The sequence below is a fragment of the Paenibacillus pseudetheri genome, from assembly GCF_924513355.1.
Taxonomy (GTDB): Bacteria; Bacillota; Bacilli; order Paenibacillales; family Paenibacillaceae; genus Paenibacillus_AQ; species Paenibacillus_AQ pseudetheri.
The window spans coordinates 25,549-50,049 of record NZ_CAKMAB010000030.1 but is presented as its reverse complement, the minus strand read 5'-3'; the positions used below and the strand labels follow the sequence as shown (position 1 = coordinate 50,049).

The 24,501-nt window shown below is 39.7% G+C and carries 25 protein-coding genes; 2 read left to right on the top strand and 23 right to left on the bottom strand.

Going from position 1 to position 24,501, the window contains the following annotated elements:
* Positions 1 to 17: 17 nt before the first annotated feature.
* The 23 genes from fabZ to L1028_RS21850 form a co-directional block, all read right to left on the bottom strand.
* The gene (gene fabZ, locus L1028_RS21950) at positions 18 to 443 is read right to left on the bottom strand and encodes a 3-hydroxyacyl-ACP dehydratase FabZ (RefSeq protein ID WP_234539672.1); all 426 of its coding nucleotides are present in this window, start codon (positions 441 to 443) and stop codon (positions 18 to 20) included.
* On the bottom strand, positions 415 to 1,041 hold the full coding sequence (locus tag L1028_RS21945) for a 4'-phosphopantetheinyl transferase superfamily protein (RefSeq protein WP_234539668.1): 627 nt from the start codon (positions 1,039 to 1,041) through the stop codon (positions 415 to 417). The genes fabZ and L1028_RS21945 overlap by 29 nt, the downstream gene beginning before the upstream one ends.
* Before the next feature lie 302 nt (positions 1,042 to 1,343).
* The gene (locus L1028_RS31365) at positions 1,344 to 1,466 is read right to left on the bottom strand and encodes a hypothetical protein (protein WP_279306902.1); all 123 of its coding nucleotides are present in this window, start codon (positions 1,464 to 1,466) and stop codon (positions 1,344 to 1,346) included.
* 39 nt (positions 1,467 to 1,505) lie between these two features.
* A complete protein-coding gene (locus tag L1028_RS31360) occupies positions 1,506 to 1,628 on the bottom strand; it encodes a hypothetical protein (RefSeq protein ID WP_279306901.1) in 123 nt (40 codons plus the stop codon).
* A gap of 31 nt (positions 1,629 to 1,659) precedes the next feature.
* Positions 1,660 to 2,742, bottom strand: coding sequence for a hypothetical protein (locus L1028_RS21940; RefSeq protein WP_234539665.1), 1,083 nt, complete (start codon positions 2,740 to 2,742; stop codon positions 1,660 to 1,662).
* Positions 2,743 to 2,769: 27 nt separating this feature from the next.
* Complete coding sequence (locus L1028_RS21935) at positions 2,770 to 4,143, bottom strand: aminotransferase family protein (protein ID WP_234539662.1); 1,374 nt, start codon at positions 4,141 to 4,143, stop codon at positions 2,770 to 2,772.
* Positions 4,144 to 4,148: 5 nt separating this feature from the next.
* On the bottom strand, positions 4,149 to 4,886 hold the full coding sequence (locus tag L1028_RS21930) for an SDR family NAD(P)-dependent oxidoreductase (protein WP_234539659.1): 738 nt from the start codon (positions 4,884 to 4,886) through the stop codon (positions 4,149 to 4,151).
* Positions 4,883 to 5,617, bottom strand: a complete 735-nt coding sequence (gene fabG / locus L1028_RS21925; RefSeq protein ID WP_234539656.1) for a 3-oxoacyl-ACP reductase FabG — start codon at positions 5,615 to 5,617, stop codon at positions 4,883 to 4,885. Before fabG ends, L1028_RS21930 begins: the two co-directional genes overlap by 4 nt.
* 9 nt (positions 5,618 to 5,626) lie before the next feature.
* Positions 5,627 to 6,667 (bottom strand): beta-ketoacyl synthase N-terminal-like domain-containing protein, encoded by a 1,041-nt coding sequence (locus tag L1028_RS21920; protein WP_234539651.1) that lies wholly within the window; start codon positions 6,665 to 6,667, stop codon positions 5,627 to 5,629.
* 11 nt (positions 6,668 to 6,678) lie between these two features.
* On the bottom strand, positions 6,679 to 7,092 hold the full coding sequence (locus L1028_RS21915) for an acyl-CoA thioesterase (RefSeq protein ID WP_234539648.1): 414 nt from the start codon (positions 7,090 to 7,092) through the stop codon (positions 6,679 to 6,681).
* 13 nt (positions 7,093 to 7,105) lie between these two features.
* On the bottom strand, positions 7,106 to 7,381 hold the full coding sequence (locus L1028_RS21910; RefSeq protein WP_094877748.1) for a phosphopantetheine-binding protein: 276 nt from the start codon (positions 7,379 to 7,381) through the stop codon (positions 7,106 to 7,108).
* Positions 7,353 to 8,075: an ABC transporter ATP-binding protein gene (locus L1028_RS21905; protein ID WP_234539645.1), complete on the bottom strand. Its 723-nt coding sequence runs from the start codon at positions 8,073 to 8,075 to the stop codon at positions 7,353 to 7,355. Before L1028_RS21905 ends, L1028_RS21910 begins: the two co-directional genes overlap by 29 nt.
* Before the next feature lie 11 nt (positions 8,076 to 8,086).
* The gene (locus L1028_RS21900; protein ID WP_234539642.1) at positions 8,087 to 10,018 is read right to left on the bottom strand and encodes an ABC transporter permease; all 1,932 of its coding nucleotides are present in this window, start codon (positions 10,016 to 10,018) and stop codon (positions 8,087 to 8,089) included.
* 52 nt (positions 10,019 to 10,070) lie between these two features.
* Entirely contained in the window at positions 10,071 to 11,264 is a 1,194-nt protein-coding gene (locus L1028_RS21895) for a M50 family metallopeptidase (protein WP_234539638.1), read from the bottom strand.
* Entirely contained in the window at positions 11,261 to 12,619 is a 1,359-nt protein-coding gene (locus L1028_RS21890) for a radical SAM/SPASM domain-containing protein (protein ID WP_234539634.1), read from the bottom strand. The genes L1028_RS21895 and L1028_RS21890 overlap by 4 nt, the downstream gene beginning before the upstream one ends.
* Before the next feature lie 300 nt (positions 12,620 to 12,919).
* On the bottom strand, positions 12,920 to 13,831 hold the full coding sequence (locus L1028_RS21885) for a polysaccharide deacetylase family protein (RefSeq protein WP_234539630.1): 912 nt from the start codon (positions 13,829 to 13,831) through the stop codon (positions 12,920 to 12,922).
* Positions 13,803 to 15,125 carry an MFS transporter gene (locus L1028_RS21880; RefSeq protein WP_234539626.1) on the bottom strand — a complete coding sequence of 441 codons (1,323 nt, stop codon included), beginning with the start codon at positions 15,123 to 15,125 and terminating at the stop codon, positions 13,803 to 13,805. Before L1028_RS21880 ends, L1028_RS21885 begins: the two co-directional genes overlap by 29 nt.
* A 189-nt stretch (positions 15,126 to 15,314) precedes the next feature.
* Entirely contained in the window at positions 15,315 to 16,730 is a 1,416-nt protein-coding gene (gene dcuC / locus L1028_RS21875) for a C4-dicarboxylate transporter DcuC (RefSeq protein WP_234539621.1), read from the bottom strand.
* 32 nt (positions 16,731 to 16,762) lie between these two features.
* Positions 16,763 to 17,683, bottom strand: a complete 921-nt coding sequence (rihC, locus tag L1028_RS21870; protein WP_234539616.1) for a ribonucleoside hydrolase RihC — start codon at positions 17,681 to 17,683, stop codon at positions 16,763 to 16,765.
* 1 nt (position 17,684) lies between these two features.
* A complete protein-coding gene (locus L1028_RS21865) occupies positions 17,685 to 18,131 on the bottom strand; it encodes a GNAT family N-acetyltransferase (RefSeq protein ID WP_234539613.1) in 447 nt (148 codons plus the stop codon).
* A 25-nt stretch (positions 18,132 to 18,156) separates the two neighbouring features.
* Positions 18,157 to 18,294 carry a hypothetical protein gene (locus L1028_RS21860; protein ID WP_234539610.1) on the bottom strand — a complete coding sequence of 46 codons (138 nt, stop codon included), beginning with the start codon at positions 18,292 to 18,294 and terminating at the stop codon, positions 18,157 to 18,159.
* 330 nt (positions 18,295 to 18,624) lie between these two features.
* The gene (locus L1028_RS21855) at positions 18,625 to 21,006 is read right to left on the bottom strand and encodes a phosphoketolase family protein (protein ID WP_234539608.1); all 2,382 of its coding nucleotides are present in this window, start codon (positions 21,004 to 21,006) and stop codon (positions 18,625 to 18,627) included.
* A gap of 223 nt (positions 21,007 to 21,229) precedes the next feature.
* Entirely contained in the window at positions 21,230 to 21,418 is a 189-nt protein-coding gene (locus tag L1028_RS21850) for a hypothetical protein (protein ID WP_042184077.1), read from the bottom strand.
* A 302-nt stretch (positions 21,419 to 21,720) separates the two neighbouring features.
* Here L1028_RS21850 and guaD point away from each other — a divergent pair, with 302 nt between their 5' ends.
* Entirely contained in the window at positions 21,721 to 23,085 is a 1,365-nt protein-coding gene (guaD, locus tag L1028_RS21845) for a guanine deaminase (RefSeq protein WP_234539604.1), read from the top strand.
* A 38-nt stretch (positions 23,086 to 23,123) separates the two neighbouring features.
* Positions 23,124 to 24,476 carry a uracil-xanthine permease family protein gene (locus tag L1028_RS21840; protein ID WP_234539601.1) on the top strand — a complete coding sequence of 451 codons (1,353 nt, stop codon included), beginning with the start codon at positions 23,124 to 23,126 and terminating at the stop codon, positions 24,474 to 24,476.
* Positions 24,477 to 24,501: the final 25 nt, after the last annotated feature.

Sequence of the window (24,501 nt, the reverse complement as noted above, 5' to 3'; positions counted from 1 at the left end):
TTTACCCTCTGCAAGCTTCATATTTTTTTGAGCACGATATATGTAATCGTTGCTTCTGCAACTTTTTTCCCCTGAACAGACGCCTTTACCTTAACCTTAATAAAATCGGCAATTTTCTCAACAAATTTCCCTTCCACTATTACAGTATCACCCGGTATTACTTTGCAGATGAATTTTAAATTATCTACTCTTGATAAATAGGCATTATGTTCACTTTTGTTATGCCCGCCACCAGCGCTAAGCATAATCCCTCCTCCTTGCGCCATGGTTTCCATCATCAGGGCGCCCGGGAAAACTGCACCTTCGGGAAAATGACCTTTAACCCAAAATTCATCCTCTCTAACATGCTTTAGTACTTTGGAGTACTCTCTTGGAATTAACTCTATAATCTCATCTACGAATAGAAATGGTTCTCTATGAGGAAGTAATTCTTGGATCTCCACTTTCAATTCCTCCGATCTCACGAAATGAACTAATGACTACACAATAATAGGGGAGAAAACAGTAGTATATATAAATCGAAGGTGGGAGAGCAGGATAGATGGAGCTAATACGCAAGCCGTCATCATTAGAAAACTGAATAGCCTTATATCCGTCTTTCAACCCAACACTAATCAGCTTCCCAATGCTTTCCTTACTGCACCAAAGGAATGTTCTCAATTGCTTACTACAATCTGTTTGTAAAGCTGACTGTATCGCCTCTATCTCTTCACGACTTGCATATATATCTAATACACAATCTCTAAGTTTCTCGTAAGATTCAATGTCGATTCCAATAGGAGACTTATTTACAATTACAGCAATATTGTATCCACTTAATGAATATGAGTAATTCAATTCTTCTTGGTTATCAAAACTTATTCGTCTCCGAACGAAGTCTAGCTCTACCAGGTCGTCATACTTTTTCTTTAGCATATCCAGAAGAAACTTTCGTCTGAGCTTCTTAAACTGTCTGCTCGTGTATTGATACTTCAAGCCTTCAAAGTTTACAACCTGTGCCCCTAAGGACACAGGCTGCATCTTAATTAAGGTAACCCGCATATCTCACCCTTTAACCAGAACGGCTCATCAGTTATAAACCGTCTGTTGCGATAATTACACAAGTATTAATTTATTATGTATAATTCTATGATGTGCTTTTAATCCAATTATGAATCTTCTGCATCATAATTTAGACACTAATTCGTGCAACAACCTGCAGTCCCCCAACCTGGGGTAATAACTTCTTCAATTTCTGGAATGTCTTCGAATTGAATTTCTTCAAAACGAATATCTATTTTCAATTGTTCTTTCATGTTCTCACCTCCTTCACTAGAGTAGTAGATTCAAAGATCAGAGAGTGATTACACTCCACAACATTTTTGCGATCCCCAGCCAGGAGTCACGATTTCCTCAACTTCACAAACCTCGTCGAAGCTTAAGCTATCAAAATCAAGATTCTCCAATAGTTCATCAACAGTATTCATGTAAATCTCACCTCCTTTAGATATCAGCGCAAGGTTTTGTTAATTGCAGCAATAATAGCTACCCCAACCCGGAGTTACAATTTCATCCATATCCTCGACATCAGAAAACTTTAGATCTTCAAAGTTAATCGTGTTAAGCATGTCCAGTTCATCACTCCTCATTTTTTTCACCTCCTTCTCTGATCAAAGCAGGCTAACTTAGACTGAATAAATACTTTTTCTTTTCTGAAGCTAAGATCTGTTTTAAATCATGAGTAGCAGCTGTCTCTAATGTTTGAACAGTATGAAAATGCTTCACCAGCACCTCCAACGTATTAATCCATTCTTCAATATCCTTGTTACGCTTCAATCGCATATCCAGCTTACGCCCTAATACCCTCCATTTTTTAGATATCAATTCCCATTGTTTGATATTCAATATTTTTGAAGGGTTACTTTCATCATCAAACAACACTTTTAGTACTTCTGCGAACTCATTTCGATAATAGCCATCGGTCCCAGCCAATATAAACTGTCTGAAATATCTTAATTCGACCTTCACATACTTCAAAATCAACGCCTGCTGTTTCTGACTTTCCGTATTTCTGAGTGCATCAGCACATTTTTCAAACTGCTTTATGAAATGCACATATACCTGTTCTCCCTCAATTCGAACTACACCATCATTAAAATCCACATAAGTATTTTTCAAAAAAGCAGTTGCCATTTCTTCTAAAAGTTCTTTACTATCTAACTGATGAATTTTTTGAATACATTGGCACTGTTTAAGTTGCTTGCGAGATAGAATATAAACACTTAAATTATCCTCCAATAGCCAAGAATGAGAGCTTTCTAGCTGCAAGCAAACGTCTATATCCAGCCAGCTAGAATCATCCTGCACATCATCTGTTCTTAAAATGAACCGGTTTCCCTCACTATCCACTGAATGAATGGGCAGATAGGATTGTCCAAATAAAGTTAAATCTACGTAATCCAGCTCTCTTATACGCAAAACCTCTGATGAGAAAGGTAAAATTGCCATATACTCCGTCGTAAAATTCTCTTCTTTTTGATACCTCTGAATGTATTCACTCACTGTAATAGCCTCATAAGGGAATCCGAACTTCTCAAATACGAACGGACAACTAATATCCGTAAAACCACTAGGAATAAAAAGCTTTACACTTTTATGTTGAATATAAAGCAAGCTATTTTTTATTCCACCCAGAATAAGGAAAACTTGCTGTAAGCTGAGGTCTACTCCTGCATGATGAAATAGTTCATACATGGTCGTCATACGACATTCCCTGAATTTAATAATCCCTCATCCTCTCCTGCTTTTTTCTTTCAGTTTTAATGATTGCTCTACCAACTTACATGCCTTTTCTATTTTCTCTACAATCTCCATTAGTTGATTTATTGTAGAATTTAAGGGTGGAGCGATAATTGTCTTACCTTCTCCTTCGTAGTAAGGAATCAGTCCCTTTTTCTTCAAAAGCATCTCTATTACTCCACCCAATTCCCACTCAAATTCGTCATCGGTATATAGATTTGGATTGAAATTAACACCTAACATGTATCCTTTCCCCTGTACTGATTCTACTAACGGAGAAGATTCAAGTACCTTTAGAGATTGAAATAACTGATTCTCATGTTCCTTAACTTGATTCAATATAGATTCCTGGACGATACATTCCAAGGTGGCTAAGCCTGCAGCGCATGCCAGTGGATGACCACTGGAGGTATATCCATGAGAAAATTCTTTTGTACTATTTAATTCTCCGCAGAAATTATCGTATATCTCACCGGTTACTAGCACACCACCCATAGGGATAAGCCCATTTGTCATAGATTTAGCCATCAATACAATATCGGGTTGTACCCCCCACTCCTCATATGCAAATAAAGTGCCTGTTCGGCCAAATCCCGTCGCCACTTCATCAACCATAAAAAGAATATTGTATTTATCACAAATGGATCTAAGCTTTTGAAAATACCGATCAGCAAACACAACTACTCCATTAGATAATTGAACGGGCTCAACTAGTAAAGCGGCTATTGTTTCTGGCTGCTCCGACTTAATTTTGTCTTCCATTTCACGTATGCATTCATCTACCCACGCTTCGTCCGTCATGTTGAGTGGTTTATTGCTATTATTAGGTGCCCTCACCTGTTTAAAAGTACTGAATTCCTCTCCTAAAGCACGCTTGTCATACTCATTCCCCGAAGCAGCAGTTGCAGCTATAGTTGAACCATGATAAGCCCCCTTCAGTGAAATAATTTTATTTTTTTGAGGCTGCCCTTTATTGAAGTAGTATTGCTTGGCCATTTTTATCCCAGTATCTGTAGCCTCCGAACCACTATTTGTAAAAAACAAATGCCGGAAGGAGCCTTGAATTTGAGATAACAGCTTATGGGTATATTCAATTGAAATTTTGCTGGTTGAGTATATTAAAGTGCATGAATCTATTTGATTTAATTGTTTTGCTACTTGCTGGATTATTCGAGGATGATTATGTCCCAAATTGCTTGAGAGTAAATTAGAGGTTGCATCTATGTACTTTTTTCCTTTTTGATCGTAATAATATCCGCCTTCACTTCGTTCAAATATGATAAGCCCTTTTTCTAAGTACACCTGCATTTGTTTCCAACCGTTCCATACCGAGTTAGCTTCAACCTTCGTAAGAATCTTCTTCACCTCATTTAACGAATAGAATATCCACCGTCAATAATCATTGCTTGTCCAGTCATTCCTTTTTGACGAATCATATAATCAATAGCTTGAACAACTTCCTGAATTACTACAACCTTTTGAGGAATCCCTTCTAATAAATGATACCAATTAGTATTCAGACTGCTATTCCTTACAGCCGTTTGATACATTGGCGTATTCATAAACCCCGGACATATACAGTTAACACTAATGCCACGGGGTAAGAGTTCTAAAGCCAAGTTTTGAGCCAAATGTTGCAGCGCTGCCTTAGAAGTGCTATAAGCCATCAGATCATATGCAGCTACAGTACCTAGCACAGAACCTACCATTACAATGGAGCTAGATTCCTTAAGTAAGCTTACGAACTGTTGACACATAATAAACGGGCTAGTCAGATTGACATCCAAGGTATGTCTCCACAGCTCCAAGCTAGTCTGCTCAAAGGATGAAATGGGCATGATTGCCGCAGCTAAAACCATCCCGCTCAGATACAAATCTTCGTGCTCGATAGACTCTCTTAAACGGATAACTGCTCTCTCATCTGTACAATCGATACAGTGATACTCAACTTCTCCGGTTGTTATAAGATCTTTAAGTTTATTTGAGAGGTCCTGATCAGGTACCCGATCGAGTGCCAACAGGTGGTATTCATGTGCAAAATGCATACAAAGAGCTGTACCTAATCCTCCAGCTGCACCTGTAATGATAAGTGTTCGACGTTTACTCAACTAGTAAGTCCCCCATCTACAACAATGGTTTCACCAGTAATATAGCTGGATAGATCTGATAGTAAAAATAAGATTACATTAGCAATTTCTTCCGGATCAGCAGTTCGCCTCAAAGGAATTCGCGCTTTGAAGGAGTCAATAAGCTTAGGCGCCATCGACCGTATCATATTTGTTTCTACATAGCCTGGTGCAACAGCATTCACCCTGACATTTTTAGTGGCCACTTCTTTAGATAACGCTTTCGTTAACCCAATCACACCTGCCTTTGCTGCGCAGTAATTAGCCTGCCCAACTACTCCGGATACTCCTGCTACAGAAGACAGATTTACGATCGAACCTCTTTTGTGTTTCATCATGATAGGTAGTACATTTTTTGTTAACAAAAAGAGCCCTTTTAAATCGGTGTCTACTACTCGATCCCAATTCTCCTCACTCATCAGCATCATATATCCATCAGAAGTAACGCCTGCGTTGTTAACTAGATAGTCTATTGTTCCAAAGTCGTTTTCGACTTCAAGAGCAACTGACTCAATACTTTTTTTATCCGTTAAGTTCATACGATACTGCTTCACATCAGACATTTCACCGTATTGTTGTATATCTGCCTCTTGCTGGTGATATGTAAAGGCAACCTTTACACCCTGACTAGACAGCAGCTTAACAATACTTTCTCCAATTCCTCGGCTGCCTCCGGTAACAAGCGCTGTTCTTCCTTTCATATGTCCAAACATAAGAACCTCCTATGATACCGCTTTAATTACACAGGATGTGAAGCCTCCACTTACATCATAATGATTTACAAGAAGCACACTTATGGATGCAACTCCTAAATCTTCTCCCTGATCCAACAACAGTTCTGGGATCTTCTGCTGCTTTAAAATGGTTGCTCCAATTCCTACATTCATTCCTTCATTGGCTCCAAGGGCATCTCTAACCCTTTTTTTAGGATTAATAATTCGTACTTGATTGTTAAACAAACCACGTATCGCATCGACTTCTGTTGAATATATATCCAGATGTCCTGTAGCTGTAATAACACCGTCAATATCATCGAAATTCAGTTCCGCCTTTTGAATAACACCTCGCATAATAGATTCTATGCGACTTCGCTCACCTTGAAATAATGGAGTTATATAGGGATGCCCACCCAAATTCCCTTCCAGTGAACAGATCCACTCGCAATAGGTATGTTCATTGCTCTCATTTGCCATAACAAGCGTAACTGCATGCTCTCCCACCGGATATCCCAGCTGTATAAACTCATCAAATAAAGCCTGGTAGTACTCATCAAGTCCTCCTGCAATGACAGCCTTAGCTTTTCCCCGCTGGATTAACTCTGCACTATAACCTATATAGTTACTACACAAGAGCATAGTACTTGGCCCTTTAACCCCTAGATGAATACATACATGCCCTAGACAAGCATTGTTAACAGTCCCTGAGAACATGGTTGGACTCGCTAACTCGGGTTGTCCGTTAATAACAAATTGTCCGAAGTTTAGTGTTGTGGAGAGAGGTCCGTAGATCGAATTAAATACCGTACCCACATCAAAAGGGTCATAACCCTCTATTGCCGCGTCCTCTACAGCCTTAAATGCGCCATACAATGCCATCGTTGAGAAACGGTCCATTCTTCTGAGCACTTTACCATACCTAAAGGGAGGAATCTTAACCGCCTGCACGGGTGATTGTACATCCCCTTGATGCAAATGTTCCCATAATTCCTGTAATTCAGCTCCTACAGGTGTAAGCATACTTATTCCATTGATGTATACACTCAACTAAATTCCCCCTATACTTCCTGAAGACTCAACATTCTTCGCAAAATGATATCAGGGAAACTGAGCATCAATTCGTTATTACTGTTTAAAAACACATGCTCTGTGAACCCTTTAGCAATCAGCTGTCCGGAATCATTCTTTATTTCATAATTAAAAGTTAGACTAGCTTTAGGAAGCTTATAAGACACTAGCGTCTCAATGGTATACTCTTGGCCAAAAAGGACCGGTTGTTTGAACTCACATCCTAGCCTGATAACAGGTGAACGAAATTCATGTACAGTGGACAATGGCAAGTCAAGATATTCACCCATAAAATGAAACCTTGCCATTTCAAACCAGCAGAAATATTTACTGTGATGGGCGATAGAATAACTATCAATATCTGCAAAACAGGGCATAAACTTGTAAGTAAACGAATGGTTCACTTTTTTGCCCCCTTTAATTTAGCGCTGCCTGTTTCTCACGAACAAAATTCGATAGTGAATTAATATTTTTGAAGATCGACATATTCGCTTCACCAACAACAATGCCAAAGGTTTCCCGCATGGCTACTACCAGCTCTAATGAATCAACAGAGTCCAGTTCAAGCCCACTACCGTCCTCATCATACGCGGAAAACAATGGAGTCTCGTAATCAATAGCATTTGGATCTACATCTTCCAATTCCAGCTTTGTAACGATCATTTCACAGATTTGCTCTTCTAATGTTTTCATTTCCTTTATCCCCCCGAATTGAATTTGTTGTTATACATCCATCTTTCATATCAATTATTTCATCGGCGAAGCTTGCAATATGTTCGTCATGAGTAACAAGAATGACCGTAATTTGATGTTCGCGTGCCATTGCAGTTAGAAGGTTCATAAACTGATCACCATTAGTACTATCTAGATTTCCCGTGGGTTCATCTGCCAATATGACTTTGGGCTGCATTAATAGACATCTGGCAATAGCTACTCTTTGTTGCTGGCCACCAGATAGCTCATGAATATAAACGTCCTTCTTCCCTTCAATACCAAGCGACTTTAGCAAGGAGGCATACCTCTCGAGATACGGCTTGACATCCTTTTTTACTAATCGAATGGGCAAAAATATATTTTCTTCAACTGTTAAAAAAGGGAGTAGATTAAAGCTCTGAAAAATATACCCCACTTTATTAAGCCTGAGCTGCCCTAATTTCTTCTCGGAGAGCTTAACCAAATTTTCGCCGTCCAGCCACACCTCTCCTGAAACAGGTCTCAATATACCTCCAATAATATTTAGCAATGTAGTCTTTCCTGAGCCCGAAGGTCCCATCACAGCGTATACTTTACCAGCAGCAAATGACTTGGTTATACTTTCTAAAATAACTTCTGGTATAGGCCCCGATTGATATTCCTGATGGACCCCTTTTAATTGAATGATATTCAAGCATATCCCTCCTATTCTTTGTACATATACTCCAATGCATTTTTCCGCAAAGCAGAGTAACCAATGATTACTGTGCTCACAAACAATGCCAAGAAGCATACCGCCAAAGTTGCACTTAAATTAAGAACAGGAACATGTGTCTCCATAGGAACCGAAATAGAGTCATTCATATACATAACTGCCCCTTTGATAAACTCCACTCCCAGCTCCCAGCCAAGAAAAGATCCTAACAGAAAAATAAGCAAGCCCTCTATACACATAGAGCCAACAAGCTTTAACTTGGACACTCCCACTATCCTGAGCATGGCAAATTGTTTCGTTCGATCTTGAAGAGATAGCAAAAACATATTGATAATAAGTGATGTTGTGAATAATAAATTGATATACAAGAATGCCTCGATCATCTCTGTACCCTTGATAGCCTGTGATTTATATTCACGTTTGAGATCTCCCATATTACTAATGGAAGCATTCTTTATTCCCAAAAAAGAAGAGATTTGCTCAGCATCTTTATCTGTACCACCAATCAAATAAACCGTATTGTATATATCATCCTGACCATACAATAGCTGAGATAAGCTTTGTCTTGATACGTAGCCTTGAAGTAGATTTAGAGGACGATAGGTTTCTACAATTTTAACCGTTAGCTTCCTATTACCGACGTTATATTCCAGCTCATCCCCAATGCTAAAGTCCTTGTCGGCAGCCCTATTCGCTGAAAAAATAATGGGCAGAAATTCCTTCTTTTTAAAAATCTCTAATTCGTTGCCCGAATTAATATAAGACAGTTCTTCAATGTTGAAATAATTTGGATTAATTCCGGTAACTAACAAATATTTGTCTTTTTCGTTATTCGCTTCAAGTGTTAGAGCTGTTTCTACACTACGCCCCTTCCACTCCGTCTCAACATACCCTTTTAATTCACCTTCACTTTTGGTTATGGGTTGGTTCGACACAATAACATGGCTGTAGTGAATATGATCCTCTGCGAAGTTGGCAACCGAGCTCTTGGCCGAATGATAGAAACCCAGCATTCCGACAATAAGCAAGGTAGAGAACATAAATGAAACTGTCAGTGTTTTTATTTTTCGAAATGTGTACAAATTCTGTTGAACAGCCAAATGTAAAGAGGTTAGCTTAGAGGATTTTGCCCAAACCCCCAATATTTTTAGAATAATAAGAATCGTTGGACCCAGTGCTATAAATACACCAACCCAAAAAGAAATATCATTGATATTTTGAATTGCTTGGGTTCCCAAGTTTAAATTAAAAACTGTAGAAATCAATTTGCCCAAGCCCATAAAGCTGTATATAATAACGGCTACACCAACAATCAGCCAAATCCACTTTTTGATCATTTCATTTGCTTTTACGTATTGCACCGTGTTGTTTTGCTTTTGAATTTTCTTCGAGGTTGTAGTAAGTTGAAGGATACCTATTGGAAGTTGTTTTAGATTCTTATGTATAATGAAAATAAGCATTGGAATTGTGAGTGCGAGTATATAGACAATAACTTCTGAATAGATTACTTTGGATTTCATATTGTATTGATGCATGTACCAATACGATAATACCGTTCCTAATGTAGCACCGATGATCACCGATACAGTTCCAAGCATCACGATCTCGATATAGAGCATTCTTTTTATTCTTGTTCTGTACATCCCTAGTCTATTAAGTAAGGTGAACTCCTGAATACGGCCATGCAATATTACTGAATAGGTATTATTAATCATCACATAGCTGAACCCGATGAGAATGGCCATAAACATTAGAATCAAATTGGTCACAGATTCTAAGTCTTCCTTCATTGATGGAGAGGTCCAACTGCTGTTAATCATGTTTGAGAAATTCAGCAGCACTTGAAGCGAGAAGCTGACCAGAATTACACTAGCCACAAGCAATATAAATGTAAGCACTAGTCTCAGTTTATGTCTGTACATGTTCTTCACAATATAGGAGAACATTCCATTCCACCTTTCTTTGTCTTCCCTGCTAAGATAGGTTCATATTGCGTAGTGATTTGAAAAACTTTATAACAAAGTACCCAACAGACATCAACATCGCTGCGACTGCCAGTATCGAAATAACGTTAGAATTTAGAATATGCAACCCTAAAAAGTCAACGACTAGCTTGATCCAGTAATATATACCCGCGAATGTCATTCCGTAGGACAGAAGAAAATATCCAACCATAAGCCATCCCTTCCTGCTCATGACGGGCCTTCCCTGCCCCTTTATCTGAATAATCCGACTCATCTGCTTTAGCATATTCCAACGTAAGCCTTCTACTCCAAATAAAATAGCGGCAACATGATAACCATCGCTGACTCCCAGTAAGGATAAATTGCTTATTATCGCACCTAAGTTCATGATCATTAGCACAGCAAATTTCCAATCAGATGTTAAACAAAGTAATAACCAAAATAGGCTAGCTTGGATAAGGTTAAAATACACCCCTGCCATTAAAACTAGTGCCTTCTTCTTGCTAGTGGTTGCATACAGGTTTTTGTACTTAATATAGAAAACAGGACTTATCCCCATATGAATCAAAAAGTTAAATGATTTAAGCTTAATCCCAAAATAATTAGCCGTAAGTATGTGTCCTAATTCATGGATAATTACTGATAAAAAAATTCCAACTCCTACAACAACATATTCCCATAACGCTACCTCACTCCATCGAAAGCTCTTACTTTCCCTGTAGGTTTCAACTACGATTTGAGGATCTCTTATAATCAAAAACATACCGACGATTATACTAATCCATGACAGGATCATTATAAACACTAGTGTTCTTCTGAGAAGTAATCCATACTTTTCTTGGATAGCCACCATTGGAGCTTCAAACAGCTTTTTTCCGGATAGCTCTAATTCAACCTTACTTACCGTTTTCTTCTCCGTACCATAGAAAAGTCCCTTTTGGTACAGAAATTCAATCCCCTTACTAATATCAATGGATTGCCCTAATTGATTTCTTAATTCCTCTTCAATCTGTTCCTTATTCGTTAAGCCATTGAGATAAGGAATTAATACTTTAAAATAAAGGTATTGTTGTTCATCTAGTTTTAGATAGATTTCCCTTTCATCGCTCAATAGAAAATACTTTTTTTTGCTGAATCCTGGATCCTCATACAAGGTTAAATCATCTACAACTCTCATATTCCCCAGTGATAATTCACTCATCATTGGGCCTGTTTATTGGCATTGGCTACATTATTCCAAAATCTAGTATACACATCTGTACCTTTTTTAAGATTTGCCAATGCTTTCAAACATTCTTCTACATTTGCTATTTGAAATACACAACGGCTGTCTAATACCTCATACATGTCACCTGTTGACAAATATTGAATGCCTTTACACCAAAACGAGCATACGCTTTGTGCTATACAGACCTTGCAACGATCTCCATCCATGCGGTCAATATTGGCCTGTACATTTACTTTTTCCCGATCCATCCCACCATCTCTAACATTTCCCAATAAAAACTGATCATCATTACAGAACATATGGCATGGATATATACCCCCATCGGTATCTACAAATACTGAATGGCCTGCTGAACAACTATCCACATATTTGCCCTTGGCCAATTGAATCAGAGCCGCGATCATTCCCTTTGCCCGAATAACAGGATTCTCTTCAAATAATTTGTTTATATAGTATCGTGTTATTTCTCGTACCATCTGATCCAATACCTCAAGATGTGCTTTGTCTTTAATTTGAAGATCAGCATGATCAGTTTCGACTACAACTATCGCCAAATTCTCAGTTTCATACTTTTCCATAATCTCAAGCCACTCGGCAGCTAAACCAGGTTTATATTGTTTTATATGATTCTGATTAATGGTCATTTGAATACTAAAGCTAACTCCATGTGATTTTGTCTTTTCAATAGCTTTAATTACCGTATCGTAGATACTGGCTCCTTCTTTTTGAACAATTCTAGCTATATCATTAATTTCTTTAGGACCGTCCAAGCTCATTACAATTTTAATGTTATGCTGTTTAATGAATTCTAGTTTTTTATTTGTTAATAGAGAGCCATTAGTGCTGATTCCTATATAAGGAACTTCTCTGCCCCTACTAATGAAATATTGTTCAAATCCGGGCACAAAACTCTCAATTTCCTTGAAGTACAAGAGTGGTTCACCACCAAAAAAACTAATACTCTTAATCCCCTCAGGATACATTTCGTCAATGGCTTTTACAGAATCGAGATACAAATCACTACTTATGTATTTAGACTTCACTTCTGAATCCCCATATTCTCCTTCCCCTGCAAAACAATATACACAACTCAAATTACAGGTTCTTGAAGACATGAACGTAATTCCGATACTTCCCTTTCCATATTCTCTATGTTTGGGTGTTATACTTACCTCTTTTAGCTTTTCGAAAGTTTGATAAATGACTTCATCGCTCATTTTTTCCATATCCGCATGCTTTGGAACCCTTGCAATTTTAGAAGAAGGTGCATGATAAAGTAAATTGTAATCCTCACCCTCTACTTCAACAGGAAAAAAGTGTTTGACTGTCATGAATATCCTCCTATTAGCACAATTGTTGACCTAATCATTCATGTGTTATTTTACAATATATTTCATTTATTACATTAAAGTATTGGATACATTAAATAATATGATATTAATCATGAAAATACATTTTATGAGATTAATATGAATATTTTTCCTGATAAAAAAGGTAGGTGTACTTATGTTTGGAAGAGGATAGGTACTTCGAGTGAGGAGGTTGGATAGCAAAAAGAGGAGCGATGCTCCCCTGATCAATACTTTGACACTTAGAATGGTGTGGCTGGAGTATTTAGTTTTGAAGTAAGGTTACCTGATCAAACGCTTTAAAAGTCTCCCCGCAGATTTTACCCGTGGGCGCTTTAAATGCTCCTGTACATAGCGATAATCCGTCAATTCAACACTAGCATCACGAATCGCATAGGTAAAATCATCATCAAAGGGTAGGCGATATTCCCAGACTCGCTTCTCCCAATGTGGTATATTTGCAAGCATCCACGGATCGTCGATTCCGGGATGAATATAGGTTTCACTAACACCATCAGGTAGCGAATACATCTTGGTGATAATGGATTGTTTGAAACGATCGTACGTCTCACCCTCTTCTACACCAAAAGGATGCGACAACAAGTAATCAGGAATCGGGACTCCAAGTGTATCGGCCAGCCCGGATCCAAGTGCAACAGGTCGTTCAATATTTTTCAGCGATCCCAGAAGAGGATCCTCTGGATGGATGTATCGAAAGAACCGTGATGGCAATCCCCAGCGCGAAATTCTCCACAACGTCTGCGGGAGCAAGCTGCGTCCCGTTTCCATGCCATATAAACTTCCCATATGGTTGTCTACATGACTAATCACTATTCCTGATTGTTTCACCCTCTCGTACTGCGCAACAATCTCCTTCAATACAGCTTTTGTGTGCGCCCCCTGCTCAAAATCTTTTACCGTCTTATATTGATGCCCGCCATCGTCATGTAGTGAAGAGTCCCCCGTCAGGCTGCTCCAGCGTAAAGCCTCAAACTCACTAGTCATCGTCAAATGAAGGCCCACATTTCGTTGTTGCCTACGGCTACACCATCTAGCTGCCTCCTCGAATCCAGGGGCCACCGCCATTATCGTCGCTGAAGATACTTTTCCCTCTTCTAATAGATGCATTATCGCCTGATTCATGGCAGGGCTTTGCCCAAAATCATCACAATTGATGATTAATTTTCTGATCATAGTCAGCATCACCTCTCAATTGCCCCGTGAATGTAAATTTAATAGTAAAAGATATGACAACAGATATCGCTAGCAGACATAACGGCACCACGCTTATTAAATACCGGAACGTTGCTTCTGGATCAGACCCTGGGGCATCGCCACCCTTGTAACCAAAGATCATCCCTACAATGAAAAAAGCCAGCGCCGAGATTAATCCGCTCGAGCGAGTGATGAATCCACTTACCGCGGTATAGATGCCTTCTCTTCTCAGACCTGTCTTCTCCGCATCCTCATCAATAATTTTGCCACCTACGATCGCTGGGGTTACTAGAAATCCTGCTAGTCCGAAACCGACAACAATACCAGCGGCTACACCACTTACAAGATCATAACCGAACCATAGCGGAATGACAGATAAAGCATATAGGATAAGCGATAGCCGCCATGCCTTGACCCCATCCATCTTACGAATAATCCAATACCACACGAACACTAATGGAATGACCGAGACAAAGACAGCCGCGAGCATAATAGACACCTGTGCTTCTGAAATATGTAGAACATATTTTGCATAAAAGGGAATCATCGAGCTTACAAGTCCATTAACCGTTTGGGCAAAAGAGTTCGAAATATTAAACACCCAGAACTTCTTATTCCGAATCGTCTCCCGAAAAGCCGGGATGAGTTTCAACGGTTCGGTCTTAGTGGTCTCTTTCTTCTCTTGGACATTCATCATACATAAAAACATAAACACGCCGAAGAGACAGGCATACACAATAGCCATATTAGAGAAGTTAATTGCTGCGAAAAGTTTTGGCGTTAGAGCCGTACCGATTAACAGAGCAACCACTTGATACCCTTGCTGAATCGCTGAGGCTTTTGCCCGAATACGATCTCCACGGAAGAGCTCCGGAAGCAGTGCGCCATAGTTCACCCACAAGACCGTAGCGACAGCCTCATAGAAAATAAGTGTCACTAGAAACCAAGTGAAGAGTCCATTTTCAGATAATCCGCCGGGTGGAGAGAACACCAGCACAAACGCCAGCATAAATAGTGGAATCGAGCCGAACACCCAGGGTCTTCGCCGACCATAGCGGGTATTTGTGCGGTCTGACCAGTATCCAAACAGCGGATTATTCACCGCATCCCAGATCAGAAAGATTGTTCTGGCCAGTGTAGCAAGTCCAATGCCCAAGCCCAATTTCTCCACATAAAAATAACTGTAAAAAGAACTAAAAGCCTGACTGGGAACCATCATCGCAAACATCCCTAAAGCAAAGGTGTACGGCGAGTTCATCCATTTATGCTTCACTCACATACCTCCCATATAGTAATCATCTAGTTGTAATATATTACCACAACCTCTGGGAGTATAGGGATAAAAAGTCTAAGAAATAGCGAAAGGGGATGTCCTAATAGCCATGAACATTGGCTATGGGACATCCCCTTCTGAATACTTAATGGAGCCAGAACAGGAACTATGCTACGCCGGATATCCTAGTTATAAAAATACGATCATGGACAGGATGAACATAAAGACTACACCCACAATCATTGGCACAGATGTGCGTTTTACAATCTCAATCGGATTCTTCTTAACGGAGCCAGCAACAATAAGAACAACGGCCGCGACTGGAGAAACTGCTCTAAACAGGTTACCTGCAAGACCCATTGGCACTGTAACTGCAATCGGGTTAATACCCGCAGCGTTAGCAAGAGGAACCAATAAAGGAATCATCGAATAGAAGAGCGCCGTACCGCTACCGCTCAAAATAACAATTAGAGCAGTCAAGCCAACGAGAATGAGTGGAAGAATAAATCCAAGACTGGAGCCGTGAATACCGGTCATCGCTGTTTCCAAGGATTCAATAAGTCCAATCGATTTCAATCCAGTAACGAATACAGAAGCCGCAACCAACAGAACAACAATTGGAACTGCGCTGCCCATGCCTTTAAAGAAATGCTCTGTACCATCCAACACTTGCTTTGCATTCCTTTTACGGATTAATTCACAAACAATTGCAATAGCGAAAGATAATAAGGCAACTACCTCAACGCTTATATTAATAGTCACACTAGATGCAGATTGAAGTATAAATACCACGATCAAAAACAGGATAGGAAGCACTGGCAACAAAGCGTAAACCGTTGTAAACAGTTTTCCACCTTCCACTAACTTAACATCCTTTAGTTCAACTTCTGCATGTTCTGTGTCGACTCCCATCTTTTTATCCATACGTTTTTGCCAAAAATAATGTACAACAGCCATTACTAATAATGTAGGGATGGAGACTAACGCGTGGTAACGGAATACATAGTCTGTTACGGTCAAACCCGCATAATCAGCATATTGTGCTAATTCAGTTGCAATTGCCACGTTATCCCCACCCATTGGCGTTGGTACGATGGTCGCAGATGTAGCAATAATCGCAGCTGCGGATAACGTTGTCATTCCAGCTTTTTTCAATACAGGGAATAATGTTGCAAGTAAGATTATAGCCAGGTTTGAGGCACTTGGTATAACAAGAGACAGCAAATTACCTAGCAAAAAGACCACTGGCACAAGAATATACACCGATTTAATTTTACCCAGTGGTTTCGTTAATACATTGACGGTCACATCATTCGCATTAATATAGGACATGTATGCTGTATATCCACCAAGAATAAGAATGATAAAACCAGCAGAAGTGAGTGAAGATTTAAACTGGTCTGCTATGGCTACCAATGGATCTAACCATACAGCACCCGAAGATTCAAACCCTTTAGCACTAATTCCATTACCCATTAATATTCCAATGAACATTAGAACAATACCAATGAAGAATAGTGTAATCTTAATATCCATCTGCTTTATTAACATATATACAATAATAACAATCGCCAGAATCGCTGAGCCGTACATGATTATGTCCATCGCGCTGTCCCCCATTTAGTTGGTTTAGTTCGTTAGTTGCACTTTCTCAAGCTATCTAATAACCATTGTCGAAATAATTGCTGATCAATATCAAGACACACTTTAGCATTATTAGGTTTACCTAAATATCCTTTCAAATCAACGATTGTTGTTCCTGCTGTCATACTGCCGTTCAGTTCAATATCCACGTGAGTATCAGTCGTTTCAAACATTTCTGGTTTTAACAAATAGGCAATAGCACAGCTATCATACATTTTCAATCCTGTCTTCATACTGCCGCCCCGGTACCGCTTAAAGAGGCTATGAATCATTTTTCCGACATCGTTCATGTTTTCTAATTGAGCAGAGTCTTCTGGTAATACAAGCGCTTTCCATCCAACGTCTAACCCTGCCATAACAATTGGAAGTCCACTATCAAAGACAATTTTTGCAGCTTCGGGATCCACATGAATATTAAATTCAGACATTACACCCATATTTCCTCTAGAGGCTGATCCCCCCATTAGAACGATATCCTGAATATTATTTTTTACTTCGGGATAAATTTTCAACAATAATGCAATATTCGTAAGCGGCCCAATCGGAACAAGCGTAATCGGGGTTGCACTATCTTTAATCACCTTATACATGGCATTAACTGCATTCTCATCAAGCAGGAGATCATTTGTAGGTTCTTCAAAATCAAAACCTTCCATTCCGCTAACACCATGCACATTACTCGCATCTTGAGGTGTTCTAATCAGCGGGGCAGCCGCACCCATGGCAACGGGAACTTCCTTTTTAAAATATTTCAGCAGTTTTAATGCATTGTTTGTTACTTTGTCTACGCCTACATTCCCTGCTACAGTTGTGATTAGCTTGACATCAAGTTCTTCACTATACAAAGCAATAGCTATAGCTACTGCGTCATCAATCCCAGGATCTGTATCAATAATAATCGGTCTTTTTAACATATTATTTATCCTCCATCGGGTTATCAATTTTATATGATTTATCTACAAATTTAACCATTCCGTGGCCAAAATCCTGATTAGGACGTTGAATAAATCCGAATTTCTCGTAGAATTTCTCTGTATTCGGCGTAGCCATTAAACCTATATATGCATTCTCGCACGCTTTTTCCTGAATGTAATTCATTAAGGAATGCATAATAGTATATCCAATTGATTGCTTCTGGTATTCAGGATCAACTACTACATCCTTAATGAAGAACACAATTCTATCGTCACCGACAATTCGACCAATACCAATTGGTTTATGATCATCGAATATAACAACTGAAAATAGCGTCTTTTCTAAGGCCTTTGCGACATCTTCTAATGAATATTCTTGAAAATCTACTTTTTGGCGAAGCTCAGCATACATCTGTGGTGTTAATGCGTTTGCTTCTTTTCTTAGCATTCAAGAATCGCCCCCTTGTATACCCTCAGCCCATGAATTGTTTCAGCTCTTTTAAAAAAGGCATCCCTCCTTGAGCACCGACCCTGCACCCATGGTATCTACTGCTTAAACCTCTGGCGCTTTGATGAAAATATTTTCTCCATTTTTCAATAAATAATTCCATCTTTTCCGTTTGTGACAATTAGCTTTTCTTTGTACTCTTCGCGAAAACCAGGGGACTTCATAAGCATTTCTGCTTCATGCTCGTTTGGAGAAATAATGACGGATGAGACTCCTCTTGCGGTGCGTGGAACCGGTTACATATTCTAAAAAAAATAAAATTCTTCTTAAAGATGCAACAAGTATATATGATTTTATGATTGTCGACACCTAGGTAACCGGTTACATTTATCATATGAAATCGCATTCATTCTGTCAAAGGTAAAAATTAGTATGAAAAGTAAAAGACACCCTAAGATGTCTTTTACTTCACCACACCCGTTACACCATGCTTTTATTTCAGTGGCTTCCACACCCAGTTCTCTATTTCTGGTAAATCATTCCCCTCTTCACGAATGTATTGATGATGTTTCTTAAGGATCGCATCCATTTCATCCAAGATGGTCTTATGCTCATCCGCATCAGGCAAGCTGAGAATAGTCTCCTTCGTCAGGTTAAAGCGATCCATCTGATTCAATACACGCATATCGAATGGAGTTGTAATGTCCCCATTCTCACGGTATCCATGTACATGCAGGTTATGGTTATGACGCTCAAAGAAAAAGTCTCTAATCAGACCTTCATAACCGTGGAAAGCGAAAATAACAGGTTTATCTTTTGTAAAAAACTGATCAAACTCTTCGTCAGATAAGCCACGCGGATCCTGCTTTCGACTTCTCAGTTTTAATAAGTCCACCACGTTGATATATCTAATCTTAAGCTCAGGCAGTTTCTCATGCAGGATGGAGATTGCTGCCAAGCTTTCAATTGTTGGTTCTGTACCGGCAGAAGCAATGATAACATCCGGTTCTCCAACTTGATCGGTGCTTGCCCAATCAATAATCTCCAGACCTTTTCCAACCAATTCTTGTGCTTCGTCAGCACTAAACCACTGTAGTCGCGGTTGTTTTGACGTAACGATTAGGTTTATTTTTTGACGGTCGTTTAAGACAGTATCAAAGACAGCCAGCAAGGAGTTCGCATCCGCAGGTAAATATTCACGGACAAATTCAGACTTCTTGTCAGCTAAGTGACCTAATATACCTGGATCTTGGTGAGAGTAACCATTGTGGTCTTGTTGGAAAACCGTTGAAGTTGCCACCACATTTAAGGATGGGATATCTGCACGCCAGCTTTGATCCGTCGCCTTACGCAGCCATTTAAAGTGTTGAGTAATCATAGAATCGACTACACGCAAGAAAGCTTCATAACTTGCAAAGAAACCATGACGGCCAGTCAACACATACCCTTCAAGAAAACCTTCTGCCTGATGCTCGGACAATTGAGAATCGATAACACGTCCATAAGATGAGAGAAATTCATCATTTGGTTCCATAATTTGATCCAGCCATTGCCGTTTGGTTACTTCAAAGATAGACCCCAGACGATTAGACATCGTTTCATCCGGTCCGAAAATTCTAAAATTGCGATTTCCTTCGTTAAGAGAAATAACTTCCTTCAGGAATTTACCCAGAACGGACATATCTTGTGCAAAAACTTGACCTGGTACGGAATTATCAAGCGCAAAGTTGCGGTAATCTGGCAAATGTAGATCTTTTATCAGGTTGCCGGCGTTAGTTACAGGATTCATTGCCATACGGCTGTCACCTGAAGGCAGGATCTCGGCAATTTCAGCTTTCAAGCGGCCATTGTCGTCGAATAATTCTTCAGGTCTATAGCTGTTCAGCCACTCCAGCAACGCTGGCGCGTATTTCATATTTTTTTGGTCAACCGGAATTGGCACCTGATGGGCACGGAACGAATTTTTAATGGGTATACCTTCCCATTGCTCTGGACCTGTCCAGCCCTTAGGAGAGCGGAAGACCAGCATTGGCCAGACCGGGCGAGTAAGATCATTGTTCTCACGGGCATTTTTTTGAATCTCTTCAATTCTTTCGACGATAGTATCGAGCACCTTGGCCATTTCTGGATGCATTAGGTCAGGATTTTCACCTTCAATAAAGAATGGTTGCCACCCCATACCTTTAAAGTAGGCGGTAATTTCTTCTTTCGATTGACGAGATAAGATCGTTGGGTTACTGATTTTGAATCCGTTCATATGCAAGATCGGCAGGACCGCACCATCGGTAACTGGGTTGATGAATCTGTTGGAGAACCATGAAGTAGCTAGTGGTCCAGTTTCAGCCTCGCCATCGCCAATCACAACAGCCGATATCAAATCGGGATTATCCAGTATGGCACCGACACCATGAGAAAGAGAATAACCTAATTCGCCGCCCTCATGAATAGAACCAGGTGTTTCAGGAGCGGCATGTGAAGCAATTCCACCGGGGAATGAGAATTGTTTGAACAATTTCTTCATACCTGTGATATCTTGCGTAATTTCAGGATAAATTTCAGTGTAACTACCATCCAGATAGGAATTTGAAACCATAACCTGACCACCGTGGCCAGGACCTTCAATATAGAACATGTTCAAATCATATTTAGTAATTACACGGTTCAAATGGGCATAAATAAAGTTTTGGCCAGGAATAGTGCCCCAGTGTCCGATGGGCTTAATCTTTAAATCTGCATCCTTGATCGGCTCCTTTAACAACGGGTTATCTTTCAAATACAGTTGACCTACGGAAATATAGTTCGTCGCACGCCAATAGGCATTGAGTTTTTCTAAATATACTTTTGATGAGTAATCACATTCCCTCGATAATACCATTTTCCCACTCCCAAAATTTTATTTTTTTGCATTTACTTTGCCGTATTTTAAATATTAATAGGAGACACTTTTTTCGATAAGGTGATCGCTTAACTCTATTTTGTACAAAACAAAAAAAATAAGACCGAGAAAAATTCCCCAGTCTTACTCTTAGTCACCGATATCTATAATGGAATTAGGGCATAACTTCAACCGGATGGATCGGATTCTAGAAATTTATTCGTTATTTTCGACGGCGAATGTTCATGCGATTATACATCACTAAACCGGCGATGACCATGCCCAGCGTACCTATACTACTCGCAACTTCAGTCTGCATACCAAACAAAATACATACGTTAGTCACCAGGCTTCTCGTAAGCAACGCGACAATAATTAGCATGATCGGACGCCAAAAGTTGTATCTTCTCATTTCAGTAACACTCCTAACCCATTTTTCTTAAGCGCTAGACCTAATTTATCTATATGTATTATAGCATAAGTAAGTAACCGCATACATTTTACGTAATGATAACAAGCGAAATAGTACATTATCCTCGAAGTCTCTCCGAATGGGATTGCCGAAGAACGTATGTAAATTCATACATTTTGATCTAATTAGAGCATAAGCCAGCCCCAATATTCATTTTCGTTCGACTTTAGGTATAGACTTATCATTTTTTACGGATTATAATAACAAACGAACACCAAAAGACGAACATTAAGGCGGAAAAAATGACTGAATATATGCAAATATTCCTAGGTACTTCATTTTCAAGCAAATCACCAAAGGAAATTCAAATTTTAGAAAACCACCTCTATTGCATTAATACAGATGGAATGATAGAAAAGATCGTCTCACCAGAAGAACCCGACTATCAAACTTTACTAGCTACTTATCAAGGCCAAGACAACTTCCATCGATTAGCTGAAGGTCAGTATTTTTTGCCTGGCTTTATCGACTTGCATGTTCACGCCCCGCAGTGGGCTCAATCTGGAACTGCATTAGATATTCCACTCTATGATTGGTTAAATACGTACACCTTCCCACTGGAGTCTAAGTTCTCGGACCTGGATTTTGCTAAAAAGGTCTACGATGATGTGGTTGATACTTTACTTGCGAACGGAACTACTACAGCCCTTTATTTTGCAACGGTGCATAAAGAAGCCAGTTTACTATTAGCCCAAATATGTGCGGATAAAGGGCAACGCGGACTCGTTGGAAAAGTGGTAATGGACGACCCTCAAGGAAACCCAGAATACTATCGCGACACTGACACCGACACCGCACTTAAAGATACAGAAGAATTTATACTAGCGGTAAAAGAACTAGCCAAATCTACTAAGCAAGGCGTTTATCCAGTAGTGACACCTAGGTTCATTCCTAGCTGTACAAATGAGGCTTTGCAAGGTTTAGGAGACTTATCCGCCAAATATGATACTCATATTCAATCGCACTGTAGTGAAAGTGATTGGGCACATGGTTATGTACAAGAACGATTCCAGAAGAACGATGCTTTTGCCTTGCATGATTTCGGTCTGCTCCGTGATAAATCTGTCATGGCACATTGTAATTTTTTAGAAGAAGACGATGTAGAGTTATTTGCAGAGACAGGAACGGCTATTGCGCATTGTCCGATATCGAACGCTTATTTTGCCAATAGTGTCATCCCAATCGCTCATTTCCACTCCAAAGGAGTAGAGATTGGTTTAGGGTCTGATATTTCCGGAGGTTTTTCACCTAGTCTCTTCGATAACATAAGACAGGCTGTAATGTCTTCAAGAATGCTAGAGGATGGCGTTAATCCTTCCCTTCCTGCACAAGAGCGTGGATTACTAGGATCACGGATTAAGATTGATGAAGCTTTCTATCTTGCTACTGCTGGCGGTGGTAAAAGTTTAAGCTTACCTATCGGTCGGATACTAGAAGGCTATACATGGGATGTACAAATTATTGATACGCAAATACCATCGGCTAGATTGCCTATTTTTGATGGGAATGAAGATTTACACGACATATTTCAAAAAATGATGTATTTAGCTCGACCTGAGAATATCCGTGAAGTCTGGGTACAGGGTGAAAAGGTTCATTCACGTTAAGGATCGATAAAACTAGAAAATATAAGGTGGGCATCTGAGTGGAAACACAAGCAAACGTACAAGATCAAGCGCCATTGAAGTCACAACTATTAACCGTTCTACCTGATGAAAAAGTTTCCTTCGGTAAATCCATCATTCTAGGCTTTCAACATGTATTGGCAATGGACGTTTATGTGGTTCCTTTCCTGATTGCAATGTTAATCGGCTTACAGCCGAATCAGTCAAGCGCGTTAATTCAATCCACCTTTATTGCTGCTGGACTTGCAACGATTGTGCAGACTTATTTCTGTATGAAGCTTCCTATCGCGCAAGGCCCTTCTTATGTTCCGCTTGGTGCAATCGTCAGTATTTATGCCGCTAGTGGCGGCGGGGAGCTGGGTTGGAGCTCCGTGTTAGGAGCCAGTTTAATCGGTGCGATTCTAGTTATTATTTTGGGCTATGTCGGGATCTTTAATAAAATCGTTAAGAACTTTATCCCACCCATTGTAGGTGGTACGATCATATTCATAGTTGGTCTTTCTTTATTACCTGTTGCTATAAGAGACAATATCTATGGAGCTTCAGGCGCTTCAATCAATCAGAACGTTTTGTTAGCCCTTATTTCAGCAGGTACACTCCTTTTATTCGTGATTCTCGGTTCTATGTTCCGTAATAAAGGATCTATCTTCCGAATTATTTCCGTCATGATGGCGTTAGTAGTTGGATGTATTACTGCTAATGTAATGGGTGTGTTAGATTTCTCAGCGATCAGCAAAGCGAACTGGTTTAGCATGCCGCGCATCGCTTTTGTAGATTTCGGATTCTCGTTCAACTTTTCGGCTATTATCACCATGGTCATTATTTATCTCGTACTGCTAGCTGAAACAACAGGTACCTGGTTTGCTGTCAGCAACGTAATCAATAAGCCTTTAACAGACGAACATATTAACAAAGGGGTTATTGGTGAGGGGATTGGTTGTCTTATTGCTTCTGCACTCGGCTCAACGCCTGTTACAGGCTATTCTACCAATGCGGGTATTATCTCCATCACAGGTGTTGCCAGCCGTCGAGTTTTCCTCGCTGTAGGAGGATGGTTTGTCCTCTTCGGTTGTTCTGGTAAATTAGCTGCTCTGATCTCTTCCATTCCATCTGCTGTAATTGGCGGGGTCTTCGCTATCGTCTGCGGGATCATCGCAATTAATGGTGTGCAGGTGATGAAGAATGTAACGATTGGCGAAAAAGAAATGTATATTATCGCAATACCGATGATTATCACGTTAGCTTTGGTACTCATTCCTGGCGACTACTTGCATTCCTTGCCTTCATTCGTGCAATATTTATTGGGCTCACCTATCCTAGCGGCTTCATTGGCTGCGATCTTATTGAATAAATTATTGCCTAGTGGAAAATAGAGAAAAATAAGTAAAGAACGGACAT

Excerpts from the sequence above, each read along its gene's own strand:
- dcuC (WP_234539621.1), bottom strand. The coding sequence starts at position 16,730 with ATGGACATAATCATGTACGGCTCAGCGATTCTGGCGATTGTTATTATT.
- guaD (WP_234539604.1), top strand. The coding sequence starts at position 21,721 with ATGACTGAATATATGCAAATATTCCTAGGTACTTCATTTTCAAGCAAA.
- fabG (WP_234539656.1), bottom strand. The coding sequence starts at position 5,617 with ATGTTTGGACATATGAAAGGAAGAACAGCGCTTGTTACCGGAGGCAGC.
- rihC (WP_234539616.1), bottom strand. The coding sequence starts at position 17,683 with ATGTTAAAAAGACCGATTATTATTGATACAGATCCTGGGATTGATGAC.
- L1028_RS21850 (WP_042184077.1), bottom strand. The coding sequence starts at position 21,418 with ATGAGAAGATACAACTTTTGGCGTCCGATCATGCTAATTATTGTCGCG.
- L1028_RS21900 (WP_234539642.1), bottom strand. The coding sequence starts at position 10,018 with ATGTACAGACATAAACTGAGACTAGTGCTTACATTTATATTGCTTGTG.
- L1028_RS21855 (WP_234539608.1), bottom strand. The coding sequence starts at position 21,006 with ATGGTATTATCGAGGGAATGTGATTACTCATCAAAAGTATATTTAGAA.
- L1028_RS21895 (WP_234539638.1), bottom strand. The coding sequence starts at position 11,264 with ATGATGAGTGAATTATCACTGGGGAATATGAGAGTTGTAGATGATTTA.
- L1028_RS21910 (WP_094877748.1), bottom strand. The coding sequence starts at position 7,381 with ATGAAAACATTAGAAGAGCAAATCTGTGAAATGATCGTTACAAAGCTG.
- L1028_RS31360 (WP_279306901.1), bottom strand. The coding sequence starts at position 1,628 with ATGAGGAGTGATGAACTGGACATGCTTAACACGATTAACTTTGAAGAT.
- L1028_RS21885 (WP_234539630.1), bottom strand. The coding sequence starts at position 13,831 with ATGATCAGAAAATTAATCATCAATTGTGATGATTTTGGGCAAAGCCCT.
- L1028_RS21865 (WP_234539613.1), bottom strand. The coding sequence starts at position 18,131 with ATGCTAAGAAAAGAAGCAAACGCATTAACACCACAGATGTATGCTGAG.
- L1028_RS21945 (WP_234539668.1), bottom strand. The coding sequence starts at position 1,041 with ATGCGGGTTACCTTAATTAAGATGCAGCCTGTGTCCTTAGGGGCACAG.
- L1028_RS21890 (WP_234539634.1), bottom strand. The coding sequence starts at position 12,619 with ATGACAGTCAAACACTTTTTTCCTGTTGAAGTAGAGGGTGAGGATTAC.
- L1028_RS21860 (WP_234539610.1), bottom strand. The coding sequence starts at position 18,294 with ATGGAATTATTTATTGAAAAATGGAGAAAATATTTTCATCAAAGCGCC.
- L1028_RS31365 (WP_279306902.1), bottom strand. The coding sequence starts at position 1,466 with ATGAATACTGTTGATGAACTATTGGAGAATCTTGATTTTGATAGCTTA.
- L1028_RS21940 (WP_234539665.1), bottom strand. The coding sequence starts at position 2,742 with ATGACGACCATGTATGAACTATTTCATCATGCAGGAGTAGACCTCAGC.